Origin of the sequence: Cupriavidus taiwanensis, assembly GCF_900250115.1 — a bacterium.
Taxonomy (GTDB): domain Bacteria; phylum Pseudomonadota; class Gammaproteobacteria; order Burkholderiales; family Burkholderiaceae; genus Cupriavidus; species Cupriavidus taiwanensis_B.
Genome location: NZ_LT984803.1, coordinates 3,004,611 through 3,025,832, shown reverse-complemented (window position 1 = coordinate 3,025,832; position 21,222 = coordinate 3,004,611). Strand labels below are relative to the sequence as shown.

Here is a 21,222-nt window from a genome sequence, read left to right as displayed (position 1 = left end):
GCCGTTTTTCTATGCCGGTGCGGCGCGCATCAGCGCTTGTGCGGCGCGCGCGATTGCAGCTCGAGCACCATGTCCGCGGGCTTGCCGGCGACGGTGCGACCCTCGCAGAAGAAATCGATCGCCAGCGTGGCGGCGTAGGCGTTGCGCACCCCGGTCTGCATGCGGTGCCAGGTCTCGCCGTAGTCGCTGCTGTTGGGCACCCACTCGGTGGCGCCCGGGGGCAGGGTCGCGTACAGCTTGCGCTCGAACGCGTCGCAGCGCATGCCTTCGAAGGTCACGTTGCGGGCGCCGCTCTGGCTGGTGGTGACCACGGTATAGCGCACCACGTTGTCCTTGCCCACTGAAATGGACTTGCTGTCCACCGCGAACGAAAGCGTGCCGGTGCCGGCTACCGAGAACGGGATCAGGTTGGCCTCCTGCGGCAATGGCGGCAGCATGGCCTTGGCTTCCTCGAAGGTCTTGGGCGCGAACGGGTTGTTCCAGGTGCTCTCTTCCTCCGCCATCTCCTTGCCGGTGGTCTTGCAGCCGGCCAGCGCCAGGCTGGCCGCGGCAAGCAGCAATCCGGCCGCGCTCAGGCCGCCGCGGCGGCCCACGCCGGTCAAACTAGTCATCAGTGCTCCGTGAGGTGGATACCGGCGTCGCCGGCGAAACGTAGTCGGCCGCGCCCGGGGCTGCGGCATTGCCGTCGGCGTCGGCCTGCTGCGCGGCCTGGGCACGGCTCAGCGCCTGGCCGCGCGGCCCGCCGTGGCGCCCGTGCACGCCGTGGCCACCATGGCTGCCATGCGTCCCATACGGGCTGAGCGGCACGCGCGGATGCCGGTTCAGGAAGCGTGACAGCTCCGTCAGCGCCATCTGGTAGACATCGCGCTTGAACTCGATCACGGCCTCGAGTGGCACCCAGTAGTGGCTCCAGCGCCAGGCATCGAACTCCGGGTGCTCGGTGGCGCGCAGGTGGATGTCGCAGTCCCTGCCGGCCATGCGCAGCAGGAACCAGATTTGTTTCTGGCCCTTGTAGTGGCCGCGGATCTCGCGGCGGATGAACTTGTCCGGCACCTCGTAACGCAGCCAGTCGCGCGTGCGACCGACGATCCTGACGTGCTCCGGAAGCAGGCCGATTTCCTCATGCAGTTCGCGGTACATGGCCTGTTCCGGCGTTTCGCCGTACTTGATGCCGCCCTGCGGAAACTGCCAGGAGTGTTCGCCGATTCGCTTGCCCCAGAAAACCTCGTTTCTTGCGTTGAGGAGGATGATGCCGACGTTCGGGCGAAAGCCTTCACGATCGAGCATGACTGCACCTCGAATCCTTTAGAATTACGCTGATTATAAAGGAAGCGCGCAGCCGGGCCCGGAGCGGGGGATGGTGGTTTTCCCCGAGCGGAAGGGCAGTTTCAGGCGCGTGCGCATAATTCAGCGCCGCCAGCCCCCCGGATCGTGCCGGGACGGATTTTTCCGACCTCGGCGGCCCAGAGAGAAATTACGGATGAAAGCCTCGCAATTCTTCATTTCCACCCTCAAGGAAGCGCCCGCCGACGCGGAAATCGTTTCGCACAAGCTGATGATGCGCGCCGGCATGATCAAGAAGCTGGGTGCCGGCATCTACAACTACATGCCGGTCGGGTTGCGCGTGATCCGCAAGGTGGAAAACATCGTGCGCGAGGAAATGAACCGGGCCGGCGCGGTGGAGCTGTCGATGCCGGTGATCCAGCCGGCCGAGCTGTGGCAGGAAACCGGCCGCTGGGACAAGATGGGGCCCGAGCTGCTGCGCCTGAAGGACCGCCATGAGCGCGACTTCGCGGTGCAGCCGACCTCCGAAGAGGTGGTGACCGATATCGCCCGCTCCGAGATCCGCAGCTACAAGCAGCTGCCGGTCAATTTCTACCAGATCCAGACCAAGTTCCGCGACGAGCGCCGGCCGCGCTTCGGCATCATGCGCGGGCGCGAGTTCACCATGAAGGACGCCTATTCCTTCGACCGTGACGCCGACGGCCTGCGCAAGTCGTACGAGAACATGTACGACGCCTACGTGCGCATCTTCCGCCGCTTCGGGCTGGAATTCCGCGCCGTCGCCGCCGACAACGGTGCCATCGGCGGCTCGGGCTCGCATGAGTTCCACGTGATCGCCGAAACCGGCGAGGACGCCATCGTCTACTGCCCGAGCTCGGCCTATGCCGCCAACATGGAGGCCGCCGAGGCGCTGCCGCTGGTGGCGGAGCGCGCCGCGCCCACGCAAGACCTCGTCAAGACCTTCACCCCGGAGAAGGTCAAGTGCGAGCAGGTGGCCGAATTCCTAAACATCCCGCTCGAGACCAACGTCAAGTCGATCGTGCTGGCCACCGATAGCGACGCCGGCGTCCAGATCTGGCTGCTGCTGATCCGCGCCGACCACGAGCTGAACGAGGTCAAGGCCTCCAAGGTGCCGGGGCTGGCCGAGTTCCGCTTCGCCACCGAGAACGAGATCGTCGAAGCCTTCGGCTCGCCGCCGGGCTACCTGGGCCCGATCGACATGAAGAAGCCGGTCAAGGTGGTGGCCGACCGCACCGTCGCCAACATGAGCGACTTTGTCTGCGGCGCCAATTACCGCGACTACCACTACACCGGCGTCAACTGGGGCCGCGACCTGCCCGAGCCGATCGTGGCCGACCTGCGCAACGTGGTGGCGGGCGACGCCTCGCCGGATGGCCAGGGCACGCTGGAAATCTGCCGCGGCATCGAGGTGGGCCACGTGTTCATGCTGGGCACGCGCTACTCGGAATCGATGAACGCCACCTTCCTCGACGAGAACGGCAAGACCCAGCCGATGCAGATGGGCTGCTATGGCATCGGCATCACCCGCATCCTGGGCGCGGCGATCGAGCAGAACTTCGACGAGCGCGGCATCATCTGGCCGGCCGCGATCGCCCCGTTCGCGGTGGTGATCTGCCCGGTGGGCTATGACCGCTCCGAGGCCGTCAAGGCCGAGGCCGACCGCATCCATGCCGAGCTGCTCGCCGCCGGCGTCGACGTGATCCTCGACGACCGCGGCGAACGCCCGGGCGTGATGTTTGCCGACTGGGAACTGATCGGCGTGCCGCACCGCGTGGTGGTGGGCGACCGCGGCCTGAAGGAAGGCAAGGTCGAGTACCAGGGCCGGCGCGACGCGCAGGCCACCGCCGTCGGCGTGGCCGAAGTGGTCGGCCACGTGCGCAGCCAGCTGGCGAACTGAGCCCCATGCGCGCCGTCCGCGGCATGACCGCCGCAGCTGCCGCCGCCCGCCGCCTGGCGGGCGCGCTGCTGGTAGCGCTGCTGGCCGTGGCGGCCACGGCGGCGCACGCCGGCGCGCAGAAGGAAGAAGACCTGGCCGATTCGGTGCGCGGCGCGCTGGCCGCGGCCATTGCCGATGACCGGCCGCTGCGGCCGGTGTTCGCCTCCGGCGGCGAGCGCCTGGCCTACCTGAAGTGGCTGGGCGAGATGTCGGCGCGGCTGGCCGCGCGCATCCCCGAGCCGCAGGTGCGGGTCGAACTGATCGAGGTGGCCTACTACGAAGCCAAGCGCGCCGGCCTGGAGCCCGCGCTGGTGCTGGGCCTGATCCAGGTCGAGAGCAACTTCCGCAAGTACGCGATCAGTTCCGCCGGGGCGCGCGGGCTGATGCAGGTGATGCCGTTCTGGGTGCGCACCATCGGCGACAGCGACGCGCGCAAGCTGTTCCACCTGCAGAGCAACCTGCGCTACGGCTGCACCATCCTGCGCTACTACCTGGACCGCGAGCAGGGCGACCTGTACCTGGCGCTGGGCCGCTACAACGGCAGCCGCGGCCGCCCGGAATATCCCAACGCGGTGCTGGCGGCGTGGAAGCGCTGGCAGTATTCCGAAGCCACCGTCACCGTGGCCGGCGATGCCGAGATCGCGCCGTCGCGCCCGCGCGCGCCGGTGGCGGAGCCGCCCGCCCGCAACCCGTTCTCGTCGCAGCGCGTCGCAGCCAATCCGTCATGATCCGCGAAGCATCCGTTGCCGGCCGCAAGGCCGGCTACACCGAATCCTCGCCCGAACTCGAACAATGGCTGGCCCGGCATATCGCCCAGGGCTTTGCCGCCGATGCGCTGGTGCTGTCGATGCTGCGCTCGGGCTACGACGACGCCTTCGCGCGCCGTGCCGTGGCCGCGGCGTTTGCGCAGGACACCGGCGGCGCTGCCGCGCCGGCACGGCCGGCGCCGGCCGACGTGGCGGCCGCCGGCACGCCCGCGGTCTACGCGGCCGACGGCGGCGACCGCCAGGTGCCGGTGCTGTTCCGGCTGGCGGCGCCGCAGGTGCAGCTGTTCCAGCAGTTGCTGAGCGACGACGAATGCGATGCCCTGGTGGCGCTGTCGCGCGGCCGGCTGGCGCGCTCGCCGGTGGTCAATCCCGACACCGGCGACGAGAACCTGATCGACGCCCGCACCAGCATGGGCGCGATGTTCCAGGTGGCCGAGCACGCCCTGATCGCGCGCATCGAGGCCCGCATCGCCGCCGTCACCGGGGTGCCGGCCGAGCATGGCGAAGGGCTCCAGATCCTCAACTACAAGCCGGGCGGCGAATACCAGCCGCACTTCGACTACTTCAACCCGCAGCGTCCCGGCGAAGCGCGGCAGCTGTCGGTCGGCGGGCAGCGCATCGCCACCCTGGTGATCTACCTGAACACGCCCGAGGCGGGCGGCGCCACCGCATTCCCGCGCGTGGGCCTGGAGGTGGCGCCGGTCAAGGGCAACGCGGTCTACTTCAGCTACCTGCTGCCGGACGGCACGCTCGACGACCGCACCCTGCACGCCGGCCTGCCCGTAGCCGCCGGCGAAAAGTGGATCGCCACCAAATGGCTGCGCGAACGGCCGTACCGCAGCGCGGCGTGAGCCGTCCCGCGGCCGCACCGGCACCCGGCTGCTGGTGGGCGGACCCCGCGCTGCCGTTTGCCGAAAGCCGGCGCGCCAGCCACAGCAGCGCCAGCTACCTGGCGCATAGCCATGCCACGCTGTCGGTCGGCGCCGTCGACGGCGGCACCAGCCGCTTTGCCTGCCGCGATGCAAGCGCGGTGCTCGGGCCGGGCGCGGTGGTGGTGATCCCGGCGCACCAGGTCCATGCCTGCAATCCGGTGCCGGACGGGCGCTGGAGCTACCAGATGCTGCATTTCGACCCGGCCTGGATCGCGGCCCTGCTGGACGAGGACAGTGCGGCGCGGGCCTGGCTGCCGGCACGCGTGATGGCCTCGCCGGAGGTTTACCGGCTGGTCTGCGCGTTGAGCCGCACGCTGTTCTCGCCCGCCGACAGCGTCGAGAAGGAGGCCGCGCTGGTCGCCTTCATCGGCGACCTGCATGCCGCCATCGATAGCGGCGCAACCACCCGGACACTGCCGATACCGGCCGCGGTCTCCGCCCGGGTGGCGCAGTTATGCGAACTGCTGCGCGAGCGCCATGCCGAGCGGCTGCCGCTGGCCGAACTGGCGCGCGCCTGCGGCCTGAGCCGCTACCACCTGGTGCGGGCCTTCCGCGCCGAAACCGGCATGACGCCGCACGCCTACCAGCTCGACCTGCGCATCCAGCACGGGCGCCGCCTGCTGCGGCAGGGCGCGGCGCTGGCCGAGGTCGCGCTGGCGCTGGGCTTTGCCGACCAGAGCCATTTCCAGCGCGCCTTCAAGCAACGCGTGGCCATGACGCCGCGCGGGTATCAGCGCGCCGCCTGAGGCGCCGGCCTGGCGCCGCACCGCAACTTTCTTCAAGACCGGCCGCCGCCGCGCGCACCACAATGCGGACTCTTCACGGAGGGTCGGCATGGACATGGTTTTCGATCTCGCCCCCGGGGCATTGCCATGGCAGCAATTCGCCATGGTGGCCGGCGCGCATGCGCTGGCGCTGCTCAGCCCGGGACCGGATTTCTTCCTGGTAGTGCGCAGCGCGCTGCTGCACGGGCCGCGGCGCGCCGGCGCCGTCTGCCTGGGCATTGCGCTGGGCAATGGCGTCTTTATCGGCCTGGCGCTGGCCGGCGTGGCCGCGATGCGTGACTCGCCGCAATGGTTCGCGGCGTTGCAGTGGGCCGGCTGTGCCTATCTGGCGTGGCTGGGGTGGCGGCTGTTGCGCGCGTCCGGCGAGCTGTCGATCCCTGCGGCCGATGCTGCCGCGAGACCCGCGGCCGCGGACTGGCCGGCGCAGCTTGCCAGCGGCTTCCTGTCGGCCGTGCTGAACCCGAAGAACGGGCTGTTCTACGCCAGCCTGTTTTCAGTGCTGGGCGCCAGTCGCACGCCGCAGGCGGTGCAAATCGCCTATGGCGCCTGGATGTTTGCCGTCGTGCTCGCCTGGGACCTGCTGGTGGCCGGCGGCATCGGGCATCCGGCGGTGGCGGCGCGCTTCGCGCGCTCGGTGCGGTGGGTCGAACGCCTGACCGGGGCCGTGCTGTGGCTGCTGGCGTTGGGCGTTGCCTGGCATGCGCTGCGCTGAGCCGCGCGCTGCCCACCGGTCGCCCTGTATCGGCGCATTTCCTGGAAAGTGTACCGGTACTGTACCGATAACTGGCCGTAGACTGATTTTCCGAAAGCACATGAACGCCCCCTGGAGTCAGTCATGGAAGTGTCCCAACTCGCCGCCGGCACCGGTGTCTTTGCCGCCTTTGCCGGCTTTGCCCTGGTGTCGTCGATCACCCCCGGTCCGAACAACACGATGCTGCTCGCCTCCGGCGTGAACTTCGGCTTCGTGCGCACGCTGCCGCACCTGCTCGGTGTCAGCATCGGCTTCGCGCTGATGGTGGGATTGGTGGGCCTGGGGCTGGGGTCGCTGTTCCATGCGTTCCCGTGGACCTGGCAGGTGCTGCGCGTGGTGGCGACGGTCTACCTGATCTGGCTGGCATGGAAGCTGGCCACGGCCGGCGGCGTGCAGGACCAGCAGGTGGCGCGGCCGATGGGCTTCTGGGCGGCCGCGGCGTTCCAGTGGGTCAATCCCAAGGCGTGGGTGATGGCGGTGGGCGCGTGCAGCACCTATGTGCTGCACGGCAACCTGTGGCTCAACGTGCTGCTGCTGTCGGCGATCTTCGGGGTGGTAAACCTGCCCAGCGTGGCGCTGTGGGCGTTGTGCGGCTCGGCGCTGCGGCGCTGGCTGGCGCGGCCCAGGGTGCTGCGGGCGTTCAATGTCGGGATGGCGGTACTGCTGCTGGCGTCGCTGTGGCCGATCCTGGGTACGCAGCACGCGTAGACGTAAGCCCTTTCCATGAACCGATTGTGTGCTCCCTCTCCCGCTTGCTGTATGGACCGGTGACATGGGTAACACATGTGCCAGGACATGGGTAACAGTCCAGTCTCCAGTTTAATCGGCCTGCTGTAGGTCTATTGTGGCGACCTTTTGATGGCAGAAGTAGACGTCAAAGGTGCCGTCCAGATCCACGCGAGGGCGCAGCGCTACGGGCGTTCCGACCAAGGCTCGTCCGACCCGGAACGTCTTTCCTCGGAAGCAGATGCGCCCGCCGTCGCCTACCTTTCGCACGATGTCATTGCTGCCGTACTCGATGGGCGGGAGTTCGCGCGGCATCGCCCGTGGGCTAGGCGCATAGCGGCTTGCGGGGGTCTCCATATCCAGCGCGTGGTGGGGGCGCTTGAAGTTGTACACGTGGCGCCAATGGCTGAAGTGATGCTGGGCATCGTCCAGATCCCGGAAACGCTGGTTGGCCAACAGCTCAGCCTGCATGGTTCGATGGAAGCGCTCGTCCTTACCGTTGGTCTGAGGATGGCCAGGTCGGCTATGACTGAGCCGCACGCCCAGGCGAATCAGCCACGCGCCCAGCGTGGTTAATGCTCGGGGCACAGGAGAACCCCAGGGCGGGCCGTTGTCTGCATTGATCCGTTCGGGCAGCCCATAGCGCGCAAAAGCCATCTCTAACGCTTCCTGTACGGATTCAAACTGTTCGTTGCCTAAGGCCTTGAGCAGCACATTGAACCGGGAGTGATCGTCCAAGACCGTGAGCGGGTGGCACCTCTGCGTGTCGGTAGCGAAGTGGCCTTTGAAGTCAATTTGCCATAGTGCATTGGGCCGGTCGTGCTCGAAGCGCTGCCATGCTGTAGCGGCCGCGCTGGCGGCCGGATCGATCAAGCCATGGCGGCGCAGCACCCAATTGACTGTGCTCGGGGCGATTTGGATGCGGTGGTCGCGCTCCAGCACGCGTGCGATCTTGCGGGCGCCCCAGGCCGAATGTTCGGCTCGTATCGCTAGCACGCTCTCTTCGATGGCAGCTGGAGTTCGGCCGGGAGAGCTATGTGGCCGCCGAGTTCGGTCGTCCAGATCCTCTCGGTTCAACCACTTGTAGCCGGTCTTGCGGCTGATGCAGAAGCGGCGGCAAAGCTCCGCAATATTGGCGTCCGCCTGGCGTGCCAGGCGGACGAACTCTTCTCTTTGCTGCTTCACGGTGGTTTGGCTCCAGGGCAACGTTTTCCTCCCGCTGACTAAGCGGGAAAAGTGTTACCCATGTCCTGGCACACCTGTTACCTATGTCCCCGGTCCATACAGCGCGCGGGAGAGGGGAGAACACCCTCAGCGCGCGCCGCGCGCCCCTCTCTAATTCAAACCAGCGCCCGGATCGAATCCAGGTTGCGCCAGTAACCCTTCGCATCCATCCCGCAGCCAAACACGTAGCGGTCCGGCACGGCAAAGCCGCAGAAGTCCGGATGCATCGGCTTGGGTTTGCTCAGCGTCTTCTCGCACAGCACGGCGGCGTGGAATTCCCTCGCGCCCATGTCCATGATGCGCTGGCGGATGGCGGCCATGGTCTCGCCTTCATCCAGGATGTCGTCCAGCACCAGCACCACGCGGTCCTTGACCGATTCGCGCGGGGCCACGCGCCATTGCATCTCGCCGCCGACGGTCTTGTTGTTGTAGCGCGAGAGGTGGATGTAGTCGAACTCCAGCGGGAACGCCAGCTTGGGCAGCAGCATGCCGGTGAAGACCACCGCGCCGCCCATCACCGACAGCACCAGCGGGAAGTCATTGCCCATCCTGGCGGTGATGTCCGCGGCCATGCGGTCCAGCGAGGCCTGGACTTCCACGGCGGAGACGATTTCTTCGGAATTGGCCCACAGCTCGCGGGCCTGTTCGGCAGTCATCATGATGTCTTTCCTGTTCTTGTGCGGGGAGGCGGTTCGGCTTGCGGCGGCCGGCTTCAGCGGTTGAAGAGGCCCTTCATGCCGCCCTTCATCGCGCCCATCTGGCGCATCATCTTCATCATGCCGCCGCCCTTGAGCTTCTTCATCATGGATTGCATCTGGTCGAACTGGTTGAGCAGGCGGTTGACCTCCTGCACCGGCACGCCGGCGCCCGCGGCGATGCGGCGCTTGCGGCTGGCCTTGATCAGCTCCGGCTTGGCGCGCTCGGCCGGGGTCATGCTGTTGATGATGCCCTCCATGCGCGCCACCTGCTTTTCGGCCTGGTCCATGTTGGCGCCCTGCGCCTGCTGGGCGAACTGCGCCGGCAGCTTGTCGACCAGGCTGCCCAGGCCGCCCATCTTCTTCATCTGGCCGATCTGCGCCTTGAAGTCCTCGAGGTCGAAGTCGCCGGTCTTCTTGATCTTCTTGGCCAGCTTCTCGGCCGCTTCCATGTCGACGCCGCGCTGGGCTTCCTCGACCAGCGCCAGGATGTCGCCCATGCCCAGGATGCGCTGGGCCATGCGGTCCGGGTAGAACGGCTCCAGGCCGTCGAGTTTTTCGCCGACGCCGACGAACTTGATCGGGCGGCCGGTGATGTGGCGCACCGACAGCGCCGCGCCGCCGCGCGCATCGCCGTCCAGCTTGGTCAGCACCACGCCGGTCAGCGGCAGGGTGTCATTGAACGCCTTGGCGGTGTTGACCGCGTCCTGGCCCAGCATGGCGTCGACCACGAACAGGGTCTCGGCGGGCTTGAGCTCGGCGTGCAGTGCGGCGATTTCCTGCATCATCGCCTCGTCGATGCCCAGCCGGCCGGCGGTGTCGACGATCAGCACGTCGTGGTAATGCTTGCGCGCCCAGTCCACCGCCGCGCGGGCGATGTCCACCGGCTTCTGGTCCGGCTGCGACGGGAAGAAGTCAGCGCCGACCTGCTCGGACACGGTCTTGAGCTGGGCGATGGCGGCGGGGCGGTAGACGTCGCACGAGACCGTCAGCACCTTCTTCTTTTTGTTTTCCTTGAGCCACTTGGCCAGCTTGCCGGCGGTGGTGGTCTTGCCGGCGCCCTGCAGGCCGGCCATCAGGATGATGGCGGGCGGCTGCACCGACAGGTTCAGCTCGGCCTCTTTATTGTTGCCGCTGGCGGCTTCGGCGCCGCCGATCACCGTGGTCAGCTCGCGCTGGACCACGCCGACCAGGGCCTGGCCCGGGGTCAGGCTGCTGACCACCTCCTCGCCCATGGCCTTTTCCTTCACGCGGGCGACGAATTCGCGCACGACCGGCAGCGCCACGTCGGCTTCGAGCATGGCAAGGCGCACTTCGCGCAGCATCTCGGCGGTGTTGGCCTCGGTCAGGCGCGCCTCGCCGCGCATGGTCTTGACCACACGCGCCAGGCGTTGAGTGAGATTGTCCAGCATGGCAGGAATCGGAGGAGAAGTCGGAGCAGGGCTCGGGGCTGAAATCGGGAGGCAGTCCGGCACACGGGCGGGCCTGGAACACCGGCCACACCGGTTCAAGCGGGCCGCCACCGGCCGTGGGCACTAAGGTAAACTGCGTAAATGGTCATTGTACTGTATGCCCTGACGGCACTTCTCTATTGCGGCCTGGCCTGGCACGGCTGGGCCACGCGCCATCCGCGCGTGGCGGCTTCGGCCGGCCCGGCCGGCGCTTCGGCTGCTGCCGTGCTGGTGGCTGGCGGCGGCATCCCTCCGGCGGGCGGCGCGCACGGCGAGGGGCGCCCGGCCTGGTGGCATGTGCTGATGCTGGCGGCGCTGGCCAGCCACGGCATGCTGCTGCATGAAACGATCTTCCCGGCCGAGCGCATGATGTTCGGCTTTGCCTTTGCGCTGTCGGCCATGCTATGGCTGGGCGTGGGCATTTACTGGATCGAGAGCTTCTTCTTCTCGCTGGCGGGGCTGGGGCTGATCGTGATCCCGGTGGCGCTGGTGGCCAGCCTGATGCCGCTGGCGTTTCCCGGCTCGCAGATCCTGGGCTACGCGGCGCGGCCGCTGTTCAAGCTGCATTTCATCATCGCCAACGTGGCCTACGGGCTGTTCACGCTGGCCGCGTTCCACGCCTTCTTGATGCTGCTGGCCGAGCGGCGCCTGCACGGCTTCCGGCACGCGCCGGCGCGGCCAGCGGCACCGCAGCCCGGCCAGTGGCTGGGACGCTGGCTGGACCTGCTGCCGCCGCTGCTGACGCTGGAGAAGCTGCTGTTCCGGCTGATCGGCGCGGGCTTCGTGCTGCTGACGCTGACCATCGGCTCGGGCCTGCTGTTCTCCGAAGAGCTGTTCGGGCGTGCGTTCCGGCTGGACCACAAGACCGTGTTCGCGCTGATCTCGTGGGCCATGTTCGGCGGCATCCTGGCCGGCCGTATCTTCCGCGGCTGGCGCGGCAAGGTGGCGCTGCGCTGGGTCATGGCCTCGTTCGGCATCCTGCTGCTGGCCTATGTCGGCAGCCGTTTCGTGATTGAAGTCGTCCTGCACCGGCTCTGATTCTCCATGGCACGTATCCTGATCCTGCTGGCCGTGGTGCTGGGCGTCTTCTGGTGGCTGCGCGCCCGCGCCGAGGCCCGGCTGGCCGAGCATCGCGCCCGCCAGGCGCGCGAGGCCAGCGAACACGCCGCCGCCGGCACGCCCGACGCGGCCGCCGAGCGCATGGTCCAGTGCGCCCAGTGCGGCGTGCACCTGCCGCAGGGCGATGCCATTGCCTGGCGCGGCCTGCACTACTGCCGGCGCAGCCACCTGCCTGAAGAAAGCCGCACCGAAAGCAGCCGCGGCAGCGGCGACGGCAGCAGCGGCCCGCACCCATGACCCAGCCGGCGCCGTCGGCCTGGCAGCGGCTGAACGCCTGGCGCGGGCTGGCGCAGCTGTGGCGCCAGCCCGAGCCGCCTGACTTCCACTGGCGCCTGCTGCGCTATTTCTGCTGGACCCGCGTCGCCATAGGGCTGCTGCTGGTCGGCTTTGCGCTGATGCGCCGCGGCGAGCCGGTCACCGGCGCGGCCACTTCCGCCACCGCTACCATCGCGGCCGCGATCCCCGCCTTGCCCTTTGGCCTGGACGCCATGGGCGGCATCGAGCATGCGGCGGCCATGGCCGTCGCCGTCCCTTACCTCGGCATTGCCCTGGCGATGCTGGCCGGCACGCTGTGGCGCCGGCATTTCCATCTGCGCGTGCGGGTGCAGGTGCTGGCCGACCTGGCGCTGCTGGCGCTGGTCTTCAGCGTGCTGGGGCGCGACGGGCACGCCGAGGGCCTGGCGATGATCTTCCTGCTGCCGGCGCTGGAAGCCGGCGCGCTCACCAGCCTGCTGTTCGCGCTATTTGCCGCGGCGATCTCGGCGCTGGTGGTGATGAGCGGGCCCTTCATGCACACCATCCTGCTGCGCCAGGCCGATGCCGGGCTGCTGGGCTCGGGCCTGTTCGGCCTGGTGTTCATGATCGCCGCGCTGCTGATGTATATGCTGGCCAACCGCCAGCTGGCGCAGGAGCGCCTGGCGCTGGCGCGCGAGCAGGAGCTGCGCCTGCAGCAGCTGGTCAACCGGCTGATGGTCAACGACATGCAGGACGGCGTGATGCTGGTGCGCGCCAACGGCGCGGTAGTGGCCGCCAATCCCGCCGCGGTGGTGCTGCTGGGCGTGCAGCCGCACGAGCGCATCTACTCGCGCAAGCTGGGCGCTGCGCCGGCCGGCGCAGGCGGGCCGGGCGGCGGCGATACCGTGCTGTTCGACCTGCGCCGCATCCCGCGCCTGCAGCCGCTGATGGAAATGCTGCGCGACTGGCTGCGCAGCAAGGACGACGTGCCGCGCATCCTGCAGCTGCTGCCGATGGCTTCCGGCGCCGCGCTGGCCGATGGCACCATGCAGCACACCCGGCTGCGGCTGCGCTTCGTGCTGCCGGGCCTGGCCGGCCTGCGCTCGACCATGGCGCATGGCCGCACCGTGCCGGCCGCGCTCGACACCGCCGCGTGGAACGAGCTGTCGCCCGAAGCCGCCGCCCGCCTGCGCCTGGCCATCGCGCAGAACGAGGCCATGGCGTGGTCGCAGGAGGATGAGGCGCTGCTGCGCAGCGAGATGCGCGACACCGTGCTGGTCCATATCGAAAGCTGGGAACGCATCGCCGAACAGGTGCAGCAGGAAAAGCTGGCCGCCATGGGCCGGCTGGTGGCCAGCATCGCGCACCAGATCCGCAACCCGCTGGCGGCGATCAGCCAGGCCAGCGAACTGCTGGGCGATTCCGGCCGGCACGATCCGGACGCACCGGAGCAGGGCGGTGCCGGTGTCGATATCGACGCCCGCCTGCTGCGCATCATCCACGACAACGTGCGCCGGCTGGACCAGGTGGTGGCGGACGTGCTGCAGATGTCGCGCCGCCCGCGCACCGGCCGCAGCACCGTGCAGCTGGCGCAGGCGCTGCCCGAGATCGTCGAGCGCTGGCGCGCCGAAATGCGCCAGCGCCGCCCCCGCGCCGGCGAGACCCGCCCGGCCGGCCGCGCCGACATCAACGCCAATGCCATCCGCCTGACCGTCGACGTGGTCCAGCCGGTGGTGTTCGACGCCGCGCAGCTGCAGCAGGTGCTGGGCAACCTGCTCGACAACGCCTGGCGCTACTGCAGCCGGCTGCCCGGCTCGATCCGGCTGCTGGCGCACGCGCTGGACCAGCACCATGCCGAGCTGATCGTCTGGAACGACGGCGCCGAGGTGGCGCGCGAACACCAGCGCAGCCTGTTCGAGCCGTTCTTCACCAGTAACGCCCAGGGCACCGGGCTGGGGCTGTTCATGGCGCGCGAGCTGTGCGGCGCCAATGACGCGCAGGTGCGCTACGGCACCATCTCGCTGCCGGCGCTCATCGAGCGCACCGGCATGCTGGCCGCCGCCGCGCGCGATACACTGCCGGCCAAGGCCTTCGTGCTGACGTTGCGCATCGAAAGCGCCGAAGCCGCCGCGGCGGCCGCCGTTTGACCCTACCGATTCCGCCATCACCCATGCCGCCCAGAATGTCCCGCCCGCCCGATCCCATCCTGGTCATCGACGACGAGGCCGACCTGCGCGAGCTGCTGGACATCTCGATCCGCCGCATGGGCCATGACGTGGTGCTGGCCGGCTCGCTGGCCGAGGCGCGCGACAAGCTGGCGCAGGGCCGCTACAGCCTGGTGCTGACCGACATGCGCCTGGGTGATGGGCTGGGCATCGAGATCGTGCGCCAGCTGTCGGCCGCGCCCGAACGCATCCCGGTGGCGGTGATCACCGCCTACGGCAGCGCCGACAACGCCGTGGAAGCGCTCAAGGCCGGCGCCTTCGACTACATTGCCAAGCCGGTGTCGCTGGAGCAGCTGCGCAGCCTGGTGCTGAACGCGCTCGGCCGCCAGTCGCGCGACAGCGCCGATGCCGACGCCGCCACCGCGGCCGCGCACGCGGCCGACCGCGCCGCGGCGCTGCTGCCCGGCCATTCCGCGGCGATGCAGGAGGTGCGCCGCTCGCTGTCGCGGCTGGCGCGCAGCATGGCGCCGGTAGTGATCAGCGGCGAATCCGGCAGCGGCAAGGAGCGCGCGGCACAAGCCATTCATGCGATCAGCAGTCGGGCCGCCCATCCCTTCGTCGCCGTCAACTGCGGCGCCATCCCCGAGAACCTGATGGAGTCCGAGTTCTTCGGCTACGTCAAGGGCGCGTTCACCGGCGCCGACGCCGAGCGCGGTGGCTTCTTCCAGGCCGCCAACGGCGGCACGCTGCTGCTCGACGAGGTGGCTGACCTGCCGCTGCCGATGCAGGTCAAGCTGCTGCGCGCGCTGCAGGAGCGCCGCGTGCGCAAGATCGGCGCCAGCCGCGAAGACGCGGTCGACGTGCGCGTGATGTGCGCCAGCCACAAGGACCTGGCCGCGATGGTGGCGGCAGGGCAGTTCCGCCAGGACCTGTACTACCGCCTGAACGTGCTGGCGCTGCGCATGCCCACGCTGCGCGAGCGCGGCGAAGACATTCCGGTGCTGGCGCGCGCCATCCTGGACCACCTGGCGGTGCGCTACGGCGATGCGCATCCCAAGCGGCTGTCGCCGGCCGCGCTGCAGCGGCTGGCGGCCTATCCGTTCCCGGGCAATGTGCGCGAGCTGGAAAACCTGCTCGAGCGCGCCTACGCCTTTGCCGAGAGCGGCGACATCGAGGTGGCCGACCTGGGCCCGCTGGACGCAGGCGCCGGGCGCGCCGGGCTGATGCATGCGCCGGCGCCGGCAATGGTGCCGCAGCCGATGGCGCCATACCCTTACGCGCCCTGGGACACGGCAGCGGTTGCGGCCGCGCCGGCCGCCGCCACGCCTGCGCCGGTTGCGCCCGAGCCACCGCCGTCGGCCGCTGCTGCCTACGCGGAGGAGCAAGAAACCGCGCCCGAGGCCGGCCCCGGCGACCCCGCCGAACGCGCCTGCCGCGGCATCGTCTTCCCGATCGACCTGCCCGCCAGGCTGGAAGCCGTCGAGCGCGAACTGATCCTGCAGGCGCTGGCGCAGACCAACTTCAACCGCACCGCCGCCGCGCCGCTGCTGGGCCTGAACCTGCGCCAGTTGCGCTACCGCATCCAGCAGCTGGGCATCCGCGAAGCCATGGACGCCGCCGACCGCGGCGCGGCGGAAGGCGAGGGCACGTCATGACCGCGCCTGCACGTTCCGCCTTCCTGCCCGATGCCGACGGCTGGGTACCGGCGGCCCGCCGCGTGCCGTCGCCCAATTTCGACGCACGTCCGGACGGCATGCCGGTGGACCTGGTGGTGCTGCACAACATCAGCCTGCCGCCCGGCCAGTTCGGCAGCGGCGACATCGAGGCGTTCTTCCAGAACCGGCTCGACCCGGACAAGCACCCGTTCTTTGCCACCATCCACCAGGTCCAGGTGTCCGCGCACTTCCTGGTGACGCGCACGGGCGAGCTGGTGCAGTTCGTGCCGTGCACCCAGCGGGCCTGGCATGCGGGGCAGTCAGACTTCTTCGGCCGCGCGCGCTGCAACGATTTTTCAATCGGCATCGAGATCGAAGGCTGCGACGACCTGCCGTTCACCAAAGCCCAGTACGACACCGTGGCGACGCTGGTGCCAGCGCTGATGGCAGGCTACCCGGTGCGCGCGATTGCCGGCCACAGCGACATCGCGCCGGGCCGCAAGACCGATCCCGGCCCGCATTTCGACTGGGAGCGCTTTGCCAGGCAGGCCGGCGTGGCGCCGGGCATGCTGCCCTACCAGTGCCCGGGCGCTGCCCGGCAGGTGACGGATTCCTAACGTCATTGCTAACGCTGGCGTGCCCCATCCCCGCGCACATGCCCCACGTCGGTGTGGGGCTATCGCAACCCTGCAACAATCAAAAAAATTTTTGTCAAATGTGCAGTTGCGAACGGTCTGGCCGAAACCCTTGCGACTACTAGGCTTGCGGGCATGTGGCGCCGCCGCACAGCCGCGGGCGGCCCCCAAATAACGGTTGTCAAGACTGGTCATTCGGATTCGTTTCACTATACTTAGCCCAGTTTTCCGCATCACACACTATATCTAGTAGTCAAACCGGGGAGCCGGCCCAAGGAGCGAGGCAGCAGCCGCGAAGTTCGCGTCGACTGCAAAACTCCACGCAAGGCCAGCGAATCACAAGAGTCCCTGGCGAAATGTTCACGTAAAGGCAGTCTGTCGCACCCGCTATGCAGCCGGGAGGGACGTTCTTTTTCGCCGCATTTCGCCAGGGACTCTTTGTCTCTTATTTCCAGGGTAAAAACAGGAGTTCTCATGCAAACGGCCCAGAACGAAATCACCACGGGTGGCGCCGCCACCGGCGTTGCCAGCCAGGCCTCGACCGCGCAGCAGACCCCCAGCGCCGCAGCCACGAATTACCCGGACCACAAGATCATTCGTCGCAACGGCGCCGTGGTGGCGTTCGAGCCGTCCAAGATCGCCGTCGCCATGACCAAGGCCTTCCTCGCCGTCAACGGCGGGCAGGGCGCTGCCTCGGCGCGCGTGCGCGAGATCGTCGAGCAGCTGACCGGCAACGTGGTGCGCGCGCTGGTGCGCAGCCGCCCGAGCGGCGGCGCCATCCATATCGAAGACGTGCAGGACCAGGTCGAGCTGTCGCTGATGCGCTCGGGCGAGCATGAAGTGGCCCGCGCCTACGTGCTGTACCGCGAGAAGCGCAAGGCCGAGCGTGCCAGCGCCAGTGCCGAGGCCGTGGCCCGCGTGCAGGAGGCCGGCATCAGCATCAACGTGACCGACGCCGGCGTGAGCAAGCCGCTCGACATCGTCGCGCTGCACGCCCTGATCGACAACGCCTGCTCCGGCCTGGGGAATGGGGAAAACTCGGCCGTCAGCGCCGAGCCGATCCTGAAGGAAACGCTGAAGAACCTGTACGAAGGCGTACCGATGACGCAGGTGTACGACTCCGCCATCCTGGCCGCGCGTACCCTGATCGAGAAGGACCCGGACTACAGCCAGGTCACCGCCCGTATCCTGCTGCACACCATCCGCAAGGAAATCCTGGGCACCGAAGTGACCCAGGCCGAGATGGCCACGCGCTACGCCGAATACTTCCCCAAGTTCATCGCGCGCGGCATCGAGGCCGAACTGCTCGACGAAAAGCTGGCCACTTTCGACCTGGCCCGCCTGGGCGCCGCGCTGGACGCCGGCCGCGACTTCCAGTTCAACTACCTGGGCCTGCAGACCCTGTACGACCGCTACTTCCTGCATATCGATGAAACCCGCATCGAAATGCCGCAGGCCTTCTTCATGCGCGTGGCCATGGGCCTGGCGCTTAACGAGAAAGACCGCGAAGCGCGCGCCATCGAGTTCTACCAGCTGCTGTCGTCGTTCGACTTCATGTCGTCCACGCCGACCCTGTTCAACTCGGGCACCCAGCGCTCGCAGCTGTCGTCGTGCTACCTGACCACCGTCTCGGACGACCTGGAAGGCATCTACGAAGCGCTGAAGGAAAACGCGCTGCTGTCCAAGTTCGCCGGCGGCCTGGGCAATGACTGGACCAATGTGCGCGCACTGGGCTCGCACATCAAGGGCACCAACGGCAAGAGCCAGGGGGTGGTGCCGTTCCTGAAGGTAGTGAACGACACCGCCGTGGCCGTGAACCAGGGCGGCAAGCGCAAAGGCGCCGTCTGCGCCTACCTGGAAACGTGGCACCTGGACATCGAAGAATTCCTGGAACTGCGCAAGAACACCGGCGACGACCGCCGCCGCACCCACGACATGAACACGGCCAACTGGATCCCGGACCTGTTCATGAAGCGCGTGATGGAAGGCGGGGAGTGGACGCTGTTCTCGCCCGCCACCTGCCCGGACCTGCACGACAAGGTCGGCAAGGAATTCGAGAAGGCCTACCTGGGCTATGAAGCCAAGGCCGCCAGCGGCGAACTGAAGCTGTTCAAGAAGCTGCCCGCGCTGCAACTGTGGCGCAAGATGCTGGGCATGCTGTTCGAAACCGGCCACCCGTGGATCACCTTCAAGGATCCGTGCAACATCCGCAGCCCGCAGCAGCACGTCGGCGTCGTCCACAGCTCCAACCTGTGCACGGAAATCACGCTGAACACCAACGACAGCGAAATCGCCGTGTGCAACCTGGGCTCGGTCAACCTGGTCGCCCACCTGGCCAAGCAGGCCGATGGCTCGTACGCGCTTGACCATGCCAAGCTGCAGAAGACCATCCGCACCGCCATGCGGATGCTGGATAACGTCATCGACATCAACTACTACGCTGTCGACAAGGCCCGCAATTCCAACCTGCGCCACCGTCCGGTCGGCATGGGCATCATGGGCTTCCAGGACTGCCTGCACGTGCTGCGCACCCCGTACGCCAGCGACGCCGCGGTCAAGTTCGCCGACACCTCGATGGAAGCCGTGTGCTACTACGCCTACCAGGCCTCCACCGAGCTGGCCGAAGAGCGCGGCCGCTACAGCACCTACGAAGGCTCGCTGTGGGACCGTGGCATCCTGCCGCAGGACTCGCTCAAGCTGCTGGCCGAAGAGCGCGGCGGCTACCTGGAAGTGGACCTGTCCAGCACCATGGACTGGGACAGCCTGCGCGCCCGCATCAAGCAGCACGGCATGCGCAACTCGAACTGCATCGCGATCGCGCCGACCGCCACGATCTCGAACATCATCGGCGTGTCCGCCTGCATCGAGCCGACCTTCCAGAACCTGTACGTCAAGTCGAACCTGTCGGGCGAGTTCACCGTGGTCAATGACTACCTGGTGCGCGACCTGAAGGAACGCGGCCTGTGGGACGAAGTGATGGTCGCCGACCTGAAGTACTTCGACGGCTCGCTGTCGCGCATCGACCGCATTCCGCAAGACCTGCGCGACATCTACGCCACCGCGTTCGAAGTCGAGCCGACCTGGCTGGTCGAAGCCGCCAGCCGCCGCCAGAAGTGGATCGACCAGGCCCAGTCCCTGAACATCTACATGGCCGGCGCCTCGGGCAAGAAGCTGGACGACACCTACAAGCTGGCCTGGCTGCGCGGCCTGAAGACCACGTACTACCTGCGCACGATGGCTGCCACGCACGTGGAGAAGTCCACCGTGTCGCGCGGCTCGCTGAACGCGGTGTCGTCGGGCAGCGACAGCACGTCGTCCCTGGACGCCGCCGCTGCATCGGCCCCGGCCATGCCGGAAGCCGAAGGCGCCGTCTGCACGATGCGCCCGGGCGATCCTGGGTTTGAAGAGTGCGAAGCCTGCCAGTAAGGCGAAGAACCTGAGCGTAAAAACAACCCCCGGTTTGCTCCCCTCTCCCGCTTGCGGGAGAGGGGCGGGGGTGAGGGCCGGCGCATCAACGAAGTAAAGCGTCAAACCTGACCAACTGCGCCCCCCAACCGAATCACGGAGAACCAATCATGCTGAGCTGGGACGACGACGTTCAAGCCACCCCGCAGGCCGCACCGCAGCCTGCCCTGCAACCCGCTGCAGTTTCCAACCCCGCGGCTGCCACCGCCGACCAGCAAGGCGTCCTGCCGCCGAGCGCCACGCAAGCCGGCATCCTGGGCAACAACCCCAACGCCGCCGCCGCGCAAAGCAACCGCCGCGTCAACGCCGCCGACAAGCGCGTCATCAACGGCTCGACCGACGTCAACCAGCTCGTCCCGTTCAAGTACAAGTGGGCGTGGGAAAAGTACCTGGCCGGCTGCGCCAACCACTGGATGCCGCAGGAAATCAACATGTCGCGAGACATCGCGACGTGGAAAGACCCGAACGGCCTGACCGAAGACGAGCGCCGCATCATCAAGCGCAACCTCGGCTTCTTCGTCACCGCCGACTCGCTGGCCGCCAACAACATCGTGCTGGGCACCTACCGCCAGATCACCGCGCCGGAATGCCGCCAGTACCTGCTGCGCCAGGCCTTTGAAGAGGCCATCCACACGCACGCCTACCAGTACATCGTTGAATCGCTGGGCCTGAACGAAGCCGAGATCTTCAACGCGTACCACGAAGTGCAGTCGATCCGCGACAAGGACGAGTTCCTGATCCCGTTCATCGACACGCTGACCGACCCGTCGTTCAAGACCGGCACGCCGGAAAACGACCAGAAGCTGCTGAAGTCGCTGATCGTGTTCGCCTGCATCATGGAAGGGCTGTTCTTCTATGTGGGCTTCACGCAGATCCTGGCGATGGGGCGGCAGAACAAGATGACTGGGGCGGCGGAGCAGTATCAGTACATCCTGCGGGATGAGTCGCTGCACTGCAATTTTGGGATTGACCTGATTAATCAGATCAAGCTGGAGAATCCGCATCTTTGGACGGCGGAGTTTAAGGCTGAGATTACGGAGCTGTTCAAGAAGGCGGTTGATCTTGAGTATCGCTACGCTGAGGACACCATGCCGCGTGGGGTGTTGGGGCTGAATGCGCCGATGTTCAAGTCTTACCTGCGGTTTATTTGCAATCGTCGTTGCCAGCAGATTGGTCTTGATCAGCTATTCCCGAACGAGGAGAATCCGTTCCCGTGGATGTCTGAGATGATTGACTTGAAGAAGGAGAGGAACTTCTTTGAGACGCGGGTTATTGAGTATCAGACGGGTGGGGCGTTGAGCTGGGATTGAGTGGTTATCTTCCTTGGATAATGAGAAATGGGAGCTGATGGCTCCCATTTTTTTGCTTAAGGTGGCT

General features: G+C 67.5%; 18 protein-coding genes. 13 read left to right on the top strand and 5 right to left on the bottom strand.

The window, feature by feature from the left end; translation table 11 throughout:
• Positions 1-29 precede the first annotated feature (29 nt).
• Together CBM2586_RS14130 and CBM2586_RS14125 are read right to left on the bottom strand one after the other, a co-directional pair.
• The gene (locus CBM2586_RS14130; RefSeq protein WP_115661122.1) at positions 30-611 is read right to left on the bottom strand and encodes a CNP1-like family protein; all 582 of its coding nucleotides are present in this window, start codon (positions 609-611) and stop codon (positions 30-32) included.
• Positions 604-1,287 (bottom strand): RNA pyrophosphohydrolase, encoded by a 684-nt coding sequence (locus CBM2586_RS14125; RefSeq protein WP_115661123.1) that lies wholly within the window; start codon positions 1,285-1,287, stop codon positions 604-606. Before CBM2586_RS14125 ends, CBM2586_RS14130 begins: the two co-directional genes overlap by 8 nt.
• 193 nt (positions 1,288-1,480) lie before the next feature.
• Between CBM2586_RS14125 and CBM2586_RS14120 the strand changes: the two genes are divergently transcribed.
• The 6 genes from CBM2586_RS14120 to CBM2586_RS14095 all read left to right on the top strand — a co-directional run bounded on the left by CBM2586_RS14120 (position 1,481) and on the right by CBM2586_RS14095 (position 7,184).
• Positions 1,481-3,202, top strand: coding sequence for a proline--tRNA ligase (locus CBM2586_RS14120; protein WP_115688117.1), 1,722 nt, complete (start codon positions 1,481-1,483; stop codon positions 3,200-3,202).
• 5 nt (positions 3,203-3,207) lie between these two features.
• Positions 3,208-3,969, top strand: coding sequence for a transglycosylase SLT domain-containing protein (locus tag CBM2586_RS14115; protein WP_115688116.1), 762 nt, complete (start codon positions 3,208-3,210; stop codon positions 3,967-3,969).
• Positions 3,966-4,859, top strand: a complete 894-nt coding sequence (locus tag CBM2586_RS14110; RefSeq protein ID WP_115661126.1) for a 2OG-Fe(II) oxygenase — start codon at positions 3,966-3,968, stop codon at positions 4,857-4,859. The genes CBM2586_RS14115 and CBM2586_RS14110 overlap by 4 nt, the downstream gene beginning before the upstream one ends.
• Positions 4,856-5,686, top strand: coding sequence for a helix-turn-helix transcriptional regulator (locus CBM2586_RS14105; protein ID WP_172587077.1), 831 nt, complete (start codon positions 4,856-4,858; stop codon positions 5,684-5,686). The genes CBM2586_RS14110 and CBM2586_RS14105 overlap by 4 nt, the downstream gene beginning before the upstream one ends.
• An 88-nt stretch (positions 5,687-5,774) precedes the next feature.
• Positions 5,775-6,437 carry a LysE family translocator gene (locus CBM2586_RS14100; protein ID WP_115688112.1) on the top strand — a complete coding sequence of 221 codons (663 nt, stop codon included), beginning with the start codon at positions 5,775-5,777 and terminating at the stop codon, positions 6,435-6,437.
• Positions 6,438-6,560: 123 nt separating this feature from the next.
• Complete coding sequence (locus CBM2586_RS14095) at positions 6,561-7,184, top strand: LysE family translocator (protein WP_115661129.1); 624 nt, start codon at positions 6,561-6,563, stop codon at positions 7,182-7,184.
• 111 nt (positions 7,185-7,295) lie between these two features.
• On the opposite strand, the gene CBM2586_RS14090 is transcribed toward CBM2586_RS14095, so the two are convergent.
• From CBM2586_RS14090 to ffh, 3 genes are all read right to left on the bottom strand, one after another.
• A complete protein-coding gene (locus CBM2586_RS14090; RefSeq protein WP_115661616.1) occupies positions 7,296-8,408 on the bottom strand; it encodes an IS481 family transposase in 1,113 nt (370 codons plus the stop codon).
• 134 nt (positions 8,409-8,542) lie between these two features.
• Positions 8,543-9,085: a hypoxanthine-guanine phosphoribosyltransferase gene (locus CBM2586_RS14085; protein ID WP_115688110.1), complete on the bottom strand. Its 543-nt coding sequence runs from the start codon at positions 9,083-9,085 to the stop codon at positions 8,543-8,545.
• A gap of 53 nt (positions 9,086-9,138) precedes the next feature.
• Positions 9,139-10,533: a signal recognition particle protein gene (ffh, locus tag CBM2586_RS14080; RefSeq protein ID WP_115688108.1), complete on the bottom strand. Its 1,395-nt coding sequence runs from the start codon at positions 10,531-10,533 to the stop codon at positions 9,139-9,141.
• A gap of 141 nt (positions 10,534-10,674) precedes the next feature.
• Between ffh and CBM2586_RS14075 the strand changes: the two genes are divergently transcribed.
• From CBM2586_RS14075 to CBM2586_RS14045, 7 genes are all read left to right on the top strand, one after another.
• Positions 10,675-11,610, top strand: a complete 936-nt coding sequence (locus CBM2586_RS14075; protein ID WP_115661132.1) for a cytochrome C assembly family protein — start codon at positions 10,675-10,677, stop codon at positions 11,608-11,610.
• A gap of 6 nt (positions 11,611-11,616) precedes the next feature.
• Positions 11,617-11,928, top strand: coding sequence for a PP0621 family protein (locus tag CBM2586_RS14070; RefSeq protein WP_115661133.1), 312 nt, complete (start codon positions 11,617-11,619; stop codon positions 11,926-11,928).
• Positions 11,925-14,072, top strand: a complete 2,148-nt coding sequence (locus tag CBM2586_RS14065) for a sensor histidine kinase (protein ID WP_115661134.1) — start codon at positions 11,925-11,927, stop codon at positions 14,070-14,072. The genes CBM2586_RS14070 and CBM2586_RS14065 overlap by 4 nt, the downstream gene beginning before the upstream one ends.
• A gap of 23 nt (positions 14,073-14,095) precedes the next feature.
• On the top strand, positions 14,096-15,745 hold the full coding sequence (locus CBM2586_RS14060) for a sigma-54-dependent transcriptional regulator (protein ID WP_115688106.1): 1,650 nt from the start codon (positions 14,096-14,098) through the stop codon (positions 15,743-15,745).
• Positions 15,742-16,362, top strand: coding sequence for a 1,6-anhydro-N-acetylmuramyl-L-alanine amidase AmpD (gene ampD / locus CBM2586_RS14055; RefSeq protein ID WP_115688104.1), 621 nt, complete (start codon positions 15,742-15,744; stop codon positions 16,360-16,362). The genes CBM2586_RS14060 and ampD overlap by 4 nt, the downstream gene beginning before the upstream one ends.
• 492 nt (positions 16,363-16,854) lie before the next feature.
• Positions 16,855-19,806 carry a ribonucleoside-diphosphate reductase subunit alpha gene (locus CBM2586_RS14050; protein WP_115688102.1) on the top strand — a complete coding sequence of 984 codons (2,952 nt, stop codon included), beginning with the start codon at positions 16,855-16,857 and terminating at the stop codon, positions 19,804-19,806.
• 149 nt (positions 19,807-19,955) lie between these two features.
• Complete coding sequence (locus CBM2586_RS14045; RefSeq protein ID WP_115688100.1) at positions 19,956-21,155, top strand: ribonucleotide-diphosphate reductase subunit beta; 1,200 nt, start codon at positions 19,956-19,958, stop codon at positions 21,153-21,155.
• Positions 21,156-21,222: the final 67 nt, after the last annotated feature.